General features: G+C 68.9%; 11 protein-coding genes and 1 pseudogene. 8 read left to right on the top strand and 4 right to left on the bottom strand.

Going from position 1 to position 11,290, the window contains the following annotated elements:
* Nucleotides 1–573: pseudogene (locus MKK52_RS00110) on the top strand (outer membrane beta-barrel protein); the annotation flags it as partial.
* Nucleotides 574–767: 194 nt separating this feature from the next.
* Complete coding sequence (locus tag MKK52_RS00105) at nucleotides 768–1,550, top strand: DUF2076 domain-containing protein (protein WP_243951718.1); 783 nt, start codon at nucleotides 768–770, stop codon at nucleotides 1,548–1,550.
* A 65-nt stretch (nucleotides 1,551–1,615) separates the two neighbouring features.
* Here the strand turns inward: MKK52_RS00105 and MKK52_RS00100 are convergent, their stop codons facing one another.
* Nucleotides 1,616–2,410, bottom strand: coding sequence for a L,D-transpeptidase (locus MKK52_RS00100; RefSeq protein ID WP_243951717.1), 795 nt, complete (start codon nucleotides 2,408–2,410; stop codon nucleotides 1,616–1,618).
* Between the two features lie 298 nt (nucleotides 2,411–2,708).
* On the opposite strand from MKK52_RS00100, the gene MKK52_RS00095 reads away from it, so the two are divergent.
* The 5 genes from MKK52_RS00095 (at nucleotide 2,709) to MKK52_RS00075 (ending at nucleotide 7,184) form a co-directional block, all read left to right on the top strand.
* A complete protein-coding gene (locus MKK52_RS00095) occupies nucleotides 2,709–3,413 on the top strand; it encodes a protein phosphatase CheZ (RefSeq protein ID WP_243951716.1) in 705 nt (234 codons plus the stop codon).
* A gap of 49 nt (nucleotides 3,414–3,462) precedes the next feature.
* Complete coding sequence (uvrC, locus tag MKK52_RS00090; RefSeq protein WP_243951715.1) at nucleotides 3,463–5,529, top strand: excinuclease ABC subunit UvrC; 2,067 nt, start codon at nucleotides 3,463–3,465, stop codon at nucleotides 5,527–5,529.
* 64 nt (nucleotides 5,530–5,593) lie between these two features.
* Nucleotides 5,594–6,193 (top strand): CDP-diacylglycerol--glycerol-3-phosphate 3-phosphatidyltransferase, encoded by a 600-nt coding sequence (gene pgsA / locus MKK52_RS00085; protein WP_243951714.1) that lies wholly within the window; start codon nucleotides 5,594–5,596, stop codon nucleotides 6,191–6,193.
* 6 nt (nucleotides 6,194–6,199) lie between these two features.
* Nucleotides 6,200–6,451, top strand: a complete 252-nt coding sequence (gene moaD, locus MKK52_RS00080; protein ID WP_243951713.1) for a molybdopterin converting factor subunit 1 — start codon at nucleotides 6,200–6,202, stop codon at nucleotides 6,449–6,451.
* 34 nt (nucleotides 6,452–6,485) lie between these two features.
* A complete protein-coding gene (locus MKK52_RS00075) occupies nucleotides 6,486–7,184 on the top strand; it encodes a ribonuclease activity regulator RraA (protein WP_243951712.1) in 699 nt (232 codons plus the stop codon).
* Nucleotides 7,185–7,186: 2 nt separating this feature from the next.
* Here the strand turns inward: MKK52_RS00075 and senB are convergent, their stop codons facing one another.
* Nucleotides 7,187–8,137 (bottom strand): selenoneine biosynthesis selenosugar synthase SenB, encoded by a 951-nt coding sequence (gene senB, locus MKK52_RS00070; protein WP_243951711.1) that lies wholly within the window; start codon nucleotides 8,135–8,137, stop codon nucleotides 7,187–7,189.
* 40 nt (nucleotides 8,138–8,177) lie between these two features.
* Here senB and senA point away from each other — a divergent pair, with 40 nt between their 5' ends.
* Complete coding sequence (senA, locus tag MKK52_RS00065) at nucleotides 8,178–9,467, top strand: selenoneine synthase SenA (RefSeq protein ID WP_243951710.1); 1,290 nt, start codon at nucleotides 8,178–8,180, stop codon at nucleotides 9,465–9,467.
* 5 nt (nucleotides 9,468–9,472) lie between these two features.
* Here the strand turns inward: senA and MKK52_RS00060 are convergent, their stop codons facing one another.
* On the bottom strand, nucleotides 9,473–10,669 hold the full coding sequence (locus tag MKK52_RS00060; protein ID WP_243951709.1) for a flagellin: 1,197 nt from the start codon (nucleotides 10,667–10,669) through the stop codon (nucleotides 9,473–9,475).
* A 199-nt stretch (nucleotides 10,670–10,868) separates the two neighbouring features.
* Nucleotides 10,869–11,290: flagellin (locus tag MKK52_RS00055; protein ID WP_279597552.1), on the bottom strand; the 422-nt coding region annotated here is incomplete at its 5' end.

Raw genomic sequence — 11,290 nt, 5'->3', positions numbered from 1 at the left:
TTCACCCCGGGTTCGGGTGTGGTCGTCGGTATCGAAGCCGACGCCCAGTACGCCGACTTCGGCGCCCAGCGGAACCGCTTCTCGTTCGCCGCCCCGGGTGGCTCGGCGATCATCCCCGGCACCCTCGTCTACAACCCGAACGGCCTGTCGGGCCTCGACTACTTCGGCACCGTGCGCGGCCGCCTCGGCTACGCCTTCGACCGCACCCTCGTGTACGCCACGGGCGGCTTCGCCTACGGCTCGGGCGGTGGCCGTCAGTTCGGCACCGGCGTCCGCTCGGACGACTTCCAGACCGGCTACGCCGTCGGTGGTGGTGTCGAGTACGCTCTCCCGACCGACTCGTTCCTGAACTTCTTCCGCTCCTCGGCCGTCACGCTGAAGGTCGAAGGCCTGTACGTGAACCTGGACCGCAGCCGCAACGCGGCCGGCGCCTTCGCCACGAACAACTTCGGCCAGACCATCACCACGACCTCCCCGGGCGTGACGCTGATCTCCGGCCCGGCCAACACCCGCGCCTCGACCGAGTTCGCCGTCGTCCGCGCCGGCGTGAACTACAAGTTCGGCTCGTACTAAGACCTCGACCGCCGCGGCTTCGGCCGCGGCACTGGAAGCCCGGCCCGTCGGCCGGGCTTTTTGCGTTTCAGGACCTGCTTTCGGCGGCATGACAATTTTGCAAGGCGCCCCTGACAAAGCGTCACCGCGATCCCATGTCCTGCCCAAGCCGCGCGGTGCGCCGCCGGTCGTGTGTCCGATCCGAGGAGGTTCCGATGAACAGCGAGGAACGCGATATCATTTCCGGCATCTTCCAGCGTCTGCAGCAGGCCCAGAGCCAGCCGCGCGACGCGGATGCCGAACGCTTCATCGCCGAGAAGCTTCGCGCGCAGCCCTACGCGCCCTACGCGATGGCGCAGCTGATCTACGTGCAGGAAGAGGCGATCAAGAGCCTGAACCAACAGTTGGAAGAGGCCAAGCGCCAGTCGACCTCCTCGCAATCCTCGGGTGGCGGCGGATTCCTGTCGAGCATCTTCGGCGGTGGCAGCTCGTCCCGTCTGCAGGAGCCGCAGCAGGGCTACCCGCAGCAGCAGCGCCCGGCCGGTCAGCCTTGGGGCAACCAGCAGCAGCCGGGCTATGCCCCGCAGCAGGGTGGCTACCCGCAGCAGGGCTATCCCCAGCAGGGCGGTTATCCGCAGCAGGGTGGTCCGTGGGCGGGCGGCCAGCAGGCCCCGGCCCGTGGCGGCGGCTTCCTCGCCACCGCGCTGCCGATGGCGGCCGGCGCGGCGGGCGGCATGCTCCTCGGCAGCGCCCTCTCCAACGCCTTCGCGGGCGGCCACTCGGCCCTCGGCAGTGCGGCCTCGGCGGGTCTCGGCGGCGGCGGTGAGACCGTGGTGAACAACTATTACGGCGACGGCGCGGGCGGCGGCACCGACGATCTCGGCTCGGCCCTCGGCGGCGGCAACGACAGCGCCGGCTTCCAGGATGCCGGCTGGAGCGACCAGGGCGGCGATTTCGGTGGCGACCTGGGCGGCGGCGACGACAGCGACTGGACCTGATCCAGCCGCCACGACCTGACGTGAACGAGGGCCCGGCTGCCTGCAGCCGGGCCCTTTTCGTGGGATCAGAGCACTTCGACGCGGGTGCCGACGGGAACGCGCTCGTAGAGGTCGATCACGTCCTCGTTCATCATGCGGATGCAGCCGGAGGAGACGTTCCGGCCGATGGTGTTCGGCTCGTTCGTCCCGTGGATGCGGTAGAGCGACGAGCCGAGATAGAGCGCCCGCGCCCCGAGGGGGTTGGCCGGGCCGCCGGCCATGTGGCGCGGCAGGTCGGGCCGGCGGGCCAGCATCTCGGCGGGCGGGATCCAATCCGGCCACTCGGCCTTCCGGCTCACCGTCTTGAGGCCGCTCCACGAGAAGCCCGGCCGCCCGACGCCGATCCCGTAGCGGATCGCCTTGTGGCCCGGCTGGACGAGGAACAGGTGCTTCGAGGCCGTGTCGACCACGATGGTGCCTGGCCGCTGCGCCCCGTCAAAGGCGACCTCCTGACGGAGATATTGCGGGTCCATTTCCTGACCCACCCGATACTCGGGGGCCGGCGCGGCGGATTGCATCGGCATCGGCGCGGCGGCATGCGCGGACGGCGCTGCGTAGGGCATGAACGAGGACTCGCCGTAGGGCGGCACCCGGTCGCCCGTGATGATCGCCGCCTGCCGCTGCACCGCCGCGTTCGGGCGCGGCCAGTTGCCCCGGACGGGGCTGTCGGCCCGGCCGGTCACGAGATATTCGATCAGCCCGCCGCCGTAGCCGCCGGTCGGCGCGGCCTCGGCGTAGCGCGCCTGCTGAGCCGACGCCGGCCCGCACAGCCAAGTCGCCAGCAGGATACCGGCAACCGTAACGACCCTCTCACTCTTCATCGCAGCCACTCCGCGGCGGACCTCTCGTCCAATGGCGCGAAGCATCGGCCCCCGATCGGCGCAATGCCGTTGAGTTTCATGGTGAACGACTCACCAATCGGCCCCCGTCCACGGGTCGAAGATTTCAGCGTGAATCAACCGTCAATTGCGCGCCCGTGTCGCGATTTCCCGCATCGGCGCCAAGTGCCGCCGGGCGGCGCTGACATTGGCGCAACAAGTTCGTCGCGCGGTGACAGTCCGCTAATGGTTTTCGGACAATCCTAGGCCAATCGAGCAAGCGCAGGCCGTCAGCCGAACGATGAAGACCAAACGCTACCGTATCGAGCAGAGCCTGGGCCTTGAGACCCCGGTGCCGATCGAACTGCCGCAGCCTGGACGCTCGGACGAGATCCTATCGGCTATCAACGATCTGCGCCGGATCATGCAGTCCAGCGCCAGCGAGACGGTGGAAGCCTGCCGCAAGGAGCTGAACGACGCGCTGGCCATGCGCGGCGAACTCGACTCGATGAAGGACGCCATCGTCCGCACCAAGGCGGACCTCGCCGCGCTCCATCGCTCGGAGTCGAACGGCAAGGGCATGCGCCGGGCCGCCGACGAACTCGACGCGGTGGTGGAATCCACCGAGCGCGCCACGACGACGCTCCTCAGCGTGGTCGAGGACGTGGAGAGCCACGCGGCGGTGCTGCGCTCCCTGAACCTCACGGCCGATGCCCGCCCCCATGTGGACGCGATCCTCGACCGGGTCGTCAACGCCTACGAGGCCTGCAACTTCCAGGACCTGACCGGGCAGCGCATCAGCAAGATCGTCCAGGTGATGAAGTTCATCGAGGAGCACCTCGACCGCGTCATCGCCGCCTGGTCCGCCCTCGACAGCTTCCGCGACATCGTGGCCGCGAGCACGCCGCAGGCCGAGGACGAGGAGCGCGGGCTGCTCAACGGGCCGAAGCTGCCCGACGATCCGGGCCACGTCGATCAGTCGGATATCGACGCGCTGTTCGATTGAACCGCAACTCCGCGATGCACAGGCGCCGGAAAGCGCCTACATTCGCGGGATGAGCCGCAGAGCCCTCAACGACCTGCCCCCCGACACATTCGACGACGGCCATGCGGCCGCGTTCGAGGATGCCGACGAGTCGGATGCCTCGCTGACGGCCGAACCCTCCGCCGAAATCGACTTCGATTTCGAGCCGGGCGCGGTGCAGGCCGGCACGGAGGTGATCCGCCGGTTCTGGAACACGCTGCCCGTCTCCCCCGGCGTCTACCGGATGTTCGACCACAAGGGCGACGTCCTCTACGTCGGCAAGGCCAAGAACCTGAAGGCGCGGGTCGGCTCCTATGCCAGGGGTCAGGCGCATTCGAACCGCATCGCGCGGATGATCTCGCAGACGGCGGCGATGGAGTTCGTCACCACCGCCACCGAGACCGAGGCGCTGCTCCTCGAAGCCAACCTGATCAAGCAGTTGAAGCCGCGCTTCAACGTGCTGATGCGGGACGACAAATCCTTCCCCTACATCCTCGTGACCGAGGACGGCCCCGCCCCGCAGATCGTGAAGCATCGCGGCGCACGGCGGCGGAAGGGCAATTATTACGGCCCCTTCGCCAGCGTCTGGGCGGTGAACCGCACGGTGAACGCCCTGCAGCGGGCGTTCCTGCTGCGCACCTGCACCGACAGCTATTACGAGAACCGCACCCGGCCCTGCCTGCTCTACCAGATCAAGCGCTGCTCCGGCCCCTGCACGGGGGAGATCGGCACCGAGGATTACGCCGCGATGGCGGATTCCGCCCGCGCCTTCCTCGCCGGCAAGTCGAACGCCGTGAAGGACCGGATGCGCACCGAGATGCAAGCCGCCTCTGAGGCGATGGAGTTCGAGCGCGCCGCCCGCTTCCGCGACCGCATCGCCGCCCTGTCCGCCATCCAGGGCGTGCAGGGGGTGAACACGCAGGGCGTGGAGGAGGCCGACGTGTTCGCCCTGGACGAACAGGGCGGGCAGTTCTGCATCGAAGTGTTCTTCTTCCGGAACTTCCAGAATTGGGGCAACCGCGCCTACTTCCCGAAGGCCGACCGCTCCATGACGGCGGACGAGGTGCTGGGCTCGTTCATCGGCCAGTTCTACGACGACAAGCCCGCCCCCCGCGTCGTGCTCACGAGCCACGCCATCGAGGATGCGGAGCTGGTGGGCGCCGCCCTGTCGAGCCGGGTCGAGTATCGCGTGGAGATCCACCGGCCCCTGCGCGGCGAGCGCAAGAACCTCGTGGAATACGCCCAGCGCAACGCCAAGGAGGCGCTGGCCCGCCGCCTCGCGGACACGGCCTCGCAGGGCAAGCTGCTGACGGCCCTGGGGCAGGCGCTCGGCCTCGACAAGACGCCGCGGCGCGTCGAGGTCTACGACAACTCGCACATCATGGGCACGAACGCGGTCGGCGGGATGATCGTCGCCGGGCCGACGGGGTTCATGAAACAGTATTACCGCACCTTCAACATCAAGTCCGAGGAGCTGACCCCCGGCGACGATTTCGGGATGATGCGCGAGGTATTGCAGCGCCGGTTCAAGCGCCTCGTGAAGGATGCACCCCGCAACGCGCCGGAGGCGGCCGTGGCCGCCGCCGAGGGGGGTGCGCCCGAGCCGGTGCCGGAGGCCGACGCCATGGATGCCGATGCCTTCCCGGCGTGGCCCGACCTCGTGCTGATCGACGGCGGCAAGGGCCAGTTGGAAGCCGCCCGCGCGGCCATCGCCGCCATCGGCGTCGAGGACGTGCCCCTTGTCGGCATCGCCAAGGGGCGCGACCGGGATGCCGGCCGCGAGACGTTCTTCGTTCCGGGGAAGCCGGCCTTCAAGCTGCCGCCGCGCGACCCGACCCTGTATTTCATCCAGCGCCTGCGCGACGAGGCGCACCGTTTCGCCATCGGCACCCACCGGGCCAAACGCAAACGTGAGATGACGAAGAACCCCCTCGATGAGATCGCCGGGGTCGGTCCCTCTCGAAAGCGCGCGCTTCTCCACCATTTTGGGACGGTGAAGGCGATCGAGCGCGCGGCCTACGAGGATCTGGCCAAGGCGCCGGGCGTCAACGCGGCGACGGCCCGTGCCGTTTACGACTTCTTCCATGCCGGCGCCTGAGCCGGAGCACGAGAATGGGGCCGAGCCGTTGACGGGATTGCCGCGCTCTGATTTCACGCCCCCAATGAACGCGGTCCTGCCCCGGCGACGCTCACAGGCCTGGAACCTGGCGAACTGCCTGACCTACGGGCGGCTCGTCGCGGTGCCGGTGATGGTCGCGCTGCTGTTCTATCCCGACTCGATCACCGCCCGCTCCGTGGCGTTCGTGGTCTTCGTTATCGCCGCCGTGACCGACTACCTCGACGGCTACGTGGCGCGGACCTACCAGCAAAGTTCGGCCCTCGGCCGGATGCTCGACCCCATCGCCGACAAGCTCCTCGTCGCCGCCTGCCTGCTGATGCTCGCCGCCGACCACACGATCACCGGCTCCTCGGTCTGGGCGGCCATCGTCATCCTGTGCCGGGAGGTGCTGGTCTCGGGCCTGCGCGAATACCTCGCCGAGTTGAAGGTCGGCGTGCCGGTGAGCCGGATCGCCAAGTGGAAGACCACCGTGCAATTGATCGCGCTGGGCTTCCTCGTCGCCGGCCCAGCCGGAGAACTCATCCTGCCCGGAACGACCACCATCGGCCTCGCACTGCTGTGGCTCGCCGCCGCCCTCACCATCTGGACCGGGTGGGATTACATGCGGGCCGGCATCCGCCACGTCATCAACGATCCGCGCTAGGGCCGCATGAAGCTCGTTTATTTCGCCTGGGTGCGCGAGCGCGTCGGCAAGGCCGAGGAAACCCTCACCCCCCCGCCGGAGGTCGTCACCGTGGCCGACCTCACCCGCTGGCTCGCGGGCCGGGGCGAGGAATACGCCTACGCCTTCGAGAATCCGGGGATCGTGCGCGCGGCCATCGACCGGGTGCACGCCAAGCCCGAGACGCCCATCGCCGGAGCCGGCGAGATCGCCTTCTTCCCCCCGATGACCGGCGGCTGAGGACGAGCCCGCCGCAACGAGAGAGAAATCGCGGATGTCGAACGACGCGCGGATCGTCGAGACGCTGGCGGGCGTCACCACGGCCACCATCACCACGATTCTTCTGAAGAAGGGTCTGCGCAACGTCTGGCTGCGCGGCACCCGGCCCCTGCGGCCGGACCAGCCGCGCCTCGTCGGCCGGGCCTTCACCCTCCGCTTCGTGCCCGCGCGCGAAGACCTCGCGACACCGGAATCGTGGTCGTCCCCCACCTCCACCCGCGCCGCCATCGAGGCGATGCCGGAGGGCTGCATCGCCGTCGTGGACGCCATGGGCGTGACCGATGCGGGCATCTTCGGCGACATCCTCTGCGCCCGCATGGCGAAGAAGGGCGTCGCCGCCCTCGTGACGGACGGCGTGGTGCGCGATCTCGCGGGCGTGCTCGGCACCGGCCTGCCGGTCTGGTGCCAGGGCGGCGCCGCGCCGCCCTCGGTGGCTGGCCTTACTTTCGTGGCGTGGCAGCAGCCCATCGCCTGTGGTGGCGTCGCGGTGTTCCCCGACGACATCATCGTGGCCGATGCGGACGGCGCCGTGCTGATCCCCGCCGCCCTGATCGAGACGGTGCTCGAACTCGCCCCGGAGCAGGAGCGGTTCGAAGGCTGGATCATGGACGAGGTCAACCGAGGCGCGGCCCTGCCGGGCCTCTACCCGCCGAACGCCGAGAACAAGGCGCGCTATGAGGCGTCCAAGAAGTAGGGCTACGCAAGCTCGGCGAGGAGTTCGCCGAGCCCGGCCTTCTCCCGCTCCGGCGTGAACAGCGGCGCTCGCGCCGCGCAGGCGGCCTCAACGGCGGCGAGGAAAGCCGGCTCGGTCTCGGCCCGCCCGAGCAGGTCTGCCAGGGCGGCGGTGTCGCTCGTTGGGTAGTAGCCCGGATAATCCTCGCCCAGCAGGCCGACCGACCCGTCGATCCGCGAGGCGAGGACCGGCAGGCCCGAGACCAGGGCCTCCGAGATCACGTTTGCCCCGCCCTCCATGATCGAGGACAGGACCATCAGCCTCGCGCGGGCCATCAGCCGCCGCACCCGCGCGGCCGGCAGGTCGCCGAGCCAGACGTAACGGGGATTGTCCCGCCTCTCGGCGGCGGCGGCCTCGGCCCAGGCGGGATCGTGCGCCGCGCCGAGATGGACGATCCGCACCCACGAATCGGGCGGCAGGCGACGTGCCGCCAGGGCCGCGCGGAACGGGTCCTTCTCCGTCCGCAGATGCCCGACGACCAGCACCTCGAACACGTCCGCGAGTGGTGCCTCCCGCGCGGCGCGCCCCCGCGCCGATTGGTGGATCACTCGCAGCTTCGAGCGATACCGCTCCGGCAGGGCCTCCGCGACCTTGTCGTGCAGGCCGACGAGGCGATCCGCGAGGTCGAGGGAGCGGAGCGTCGGCCCCGGATCGGCGTCGAGGAAATGGTATAGGTCGGTCCCGGTCAGCACGACCACGATCGGCCTGTCCGGGTGTTCGGCGCGGACGCGCGCAACGGTCTCGGCGCTGCGCCACGCATGGAGGGCGATGAGCAGGTCGCTCTCCGCGTCCGGCGCGGGGTTGATCGCGGGCTCGTGACCGAGTTCCCTCAGGAAGCCGGCCCACCGCGTCGCCGTTGCACGGTTTCCCGTGCGACGGGTCGCGGCATGGGGTGTCGAAATGGCGATGCGCATGTCAGGCCACCGAGACCACGCCGGAAACAGGGAAGCGGACATGGCCGTGCAGGACACCGACCTCATGGCGCCGCTGCGCGATGCCCGCGCGCGGACGCTCGCCCTGCTCGATGGCCTCGACGGCGAGGCCCTGATGGGGCCGCGCCTCTCCATCGTGAACCCGCTCCTGTGGGAGATCGGCCATCTCGCGTGGTTCCATGAGCACTTCGTCCTGCGCGGGCTCGACGGGCGCCCGCCCCTGCGGGCCGATGCCGATTCTCTCTATGATTCGGCTTCCGTGCCCCATGCAACGCGCTGGGACCTGCCGCTGCCGACGCTCGACGGCACCCTCGCCTACATGGAGCAGGTGCAGGATGCCCTCGCCGCCCGGATCGCCGGGCGGGAGCCGACGCCGGACGAGACTTATCTCTACCGCCTGACCGGCCTGCACGAGGACATGCACGCCGAGGCCTTCACCTATACACGGCAGACGCTCGGCCAGCCCCGCCCCCGTTTCGCGGCCCCCTCCCCCGACGAGGCCGGGCCCCTGCCGGGCGACGTGACGGTCGGCGGCGGAATTCTGCGCCTCGGCGCGGAGCGTGAGGCGACGCGCTTCGTCTTCGACAACGAGAAATGGGCGCATCCGGTGGAGATCGCCCCGTTTCGCATCGCGCGGGCGCCCGTCACCAACGCCGAATTCTCGGCCTTCGTGGAGGATGGCGGCTATCGCGACCCGCGCCACTGGGATGCCGACGGGCGGGCATGGCTCACCGAATCGGGGGCGACGCATCCGGCCTATTGGCGGCGGGGTAGCGCGGGCTGGGAGGTCCGCATCTTTGAGCGCCACGAGCCGCTGAAGCCCCACCGCCCGGTGATCCATGTGAACTGGCACGAGGCGCGGGCGTGGTGCCGCTGGGCGGGGCGGCGGCTGCCGAGCGAAGCGGAATGGGAGGCGGCGGCGCTCGCGGAACGCGCATCCGACGGGAGCCTCGGCGGGACGAAGCGCACCTATCCCTGGGGCGAGGCGGCCCCCGATACCCGCCGCGCCAACCTCGACGGCGCGTGGCTCGGCACGGTGGATGTCGCCGCCTGTCCGGACGGCGACAGCCCGTGGGGCTGCCGGCAGATGATGGGCAATGTCTGGGAGTGGACGGAGAGTGCCTTCCTCCCCTTCCCCGGCTTCGCGCCGGACGCCTACCGCGAGTATTCCGAGCCGTCCTTCGGCACGCGGAAGGTGCTGCGGGGCGGGGCCTGGGCGACCCGCGCCCGCATGGTGACGGGGATGTACCGCAACTTTTTCGGCCCGGACCGGCGGGATGTCTTCGCCGGCTTCCGGACCGTCGCGCTCTAGGCCGCTTACCGCAGCAGCTGCAGGATGCCCTGCTGGGCGGTGTTCGCCAGCGAGAGGGCCGAGATGCCCAGCGACTGGCGGGTCGAAAGGGCCTGCGAGTTCGCCGCTTCCTCGTTGAGGTCGGCGTTCGTCAGGTTCGACGAGCCCGTGTCGAGGACGTTGATCAGGTTCTTGGTGAAGTCCTGACGGTTCTGCACGACCGAGAGGTTGGAGCCGAAGGTCGAGGAATCCGAGCGAAGCTGGTTCGACGCCTTGGTCAGGCCGGTCAGCGTCGAGTTGATGTCGCTGTTGAGCAGGAAGTTGCCCTGCCCGTAGGTGCTGCTGCCCGCAGACGTGCTGGTGATCGCGCCGAGGCCCAGACCGTTCGAGGTCTCGTCCATGGATTGGACGATAAGGCTCGAATTGCCCTTCGGGTTGAAGTTGATCGTCAGGTTGTTGTTCGTGCCCTTGCCCGCGATCAGGTTGACGCCGTTGTAGCTGGCATCGGTGGCGAGCTGGTCGATCTGCGTGAGCAGGCTGTTGTACTGGCCGGCCAGGGCCGCGCGGGACGAGACGCCGTTCACGACGAGATCGGAACTCTGCGCGACCGCGGTGGTGGACCCGTAGGTCGTCGGCGTGCCGGAGCCGGCCGCGAAGCCGAGCTTGGTCTGGTCACCCGTGGTCGCGAACTCGATATCCGAGCTGGCGTTCATCACGATCTTGGTGCCGGTCGTGTCCTTCGAGAAGCTGCCCGCGCCGACGACGCCGTTGAGGGCGGTGATGGTCTGGTCGATCGTCGCGTTGGTCGGCAGCGTCGCGGCGGTCGAGGAGCCGTTCACGAACAGGTTGATCGTCGTGGCCTGGGTCGTGTTCGGCACCGTGTAGGCGCTGGAGGCGGTGCCCGTCGTGGTGATCTGCGTCGCGAGCGCCTGGTTGGCGACCGACTTGGCCTGATCCACGAGTTTCTGGATCGAGGTGATGCCCTGGTTCGCCGCCTGGATCGTCTGGATGCCGTTCGAGATGCCGTCGAGCAGGCTCGACAGGTCGCCGGAGCGCTGGTCGAGGGATTGCGAGGTGAAGAACGTCACCGGGTTGTCGAGGGCCGAGGAGACCTTCTTGCCCGTGGAGAGGCGGTTCTGGGTGGTGGCCTGTAGGGCGGCGGTGTCCTGCAGCGAAAGAAGGTTCTGGCGGGTCGCCGCGGTGAGCGTGATTTGGGACGACATGGAACTGACCCCGGTCGATGGAAGCGCGAGCTATCCACTCGTTATCCCGAGGAAATCACGGTCATACTTTCCGGAACGTTAAAACGATGTCCTCAAGATCAGATCGGGTTGTTCCCCGAGGGGACATGGATCACGAACGAAAAACGGCCGGCGCGATGCGCCGGCCGTCTTGTCGTCGTCTCCGGTTCCGTCGCTGGGATCAGCGGAGGAGCTGGAGGATACCCTGCTGGGCGGTGTTCGCCAGCGAGAGGGCCGAGATGCCCAGCGACTGGCGGGTCGAGAGGGCCTGAGAGTTGGCCGCCTCGGCGTTGAGGTCGGCGTTCGTCAGGTTCGCAGAGCCCGTGTCGAGGACGTTGATCAGGTTCTTCGTGAAGTCCTGGCGGTTCTGAACCACCGACAGGGCCGAGCCGAAGGTCGAGGAATCCGACCGCAGCGTGTTGGAAGCCGAGGTCAACTTGTTCAGGGTCGTGTTGATGTCGCTGTTGAGCAGGAAGTTGCCACGGCCGGCGGTGCCGGCGGCGGACGAGCTGGTGATCGCGCTCAGGTTGAGGCCGCTCGAGGTCTCGTCGGTCGCCGTGACCTGGAGGTTCGAGTTGCCCTTCGCGTTGAAGTTGATCGTCA

This window comes from Methylobacterium sp. J-067 (genome assembly GCF_022829465.1).
GTDB classification, from domain to species: Bacteria; Pseudomonadota; Alphaproteobacteria; order Rhizobiales; family Beijerinckiaceae; genus Methylobacterium; species Methylobacterium litchii.
The sequence above is the reverse complement of the archived record's forward strand: the minus strand, read 5'-3'. Positions and strand labels throughout refer to the sequence as shown.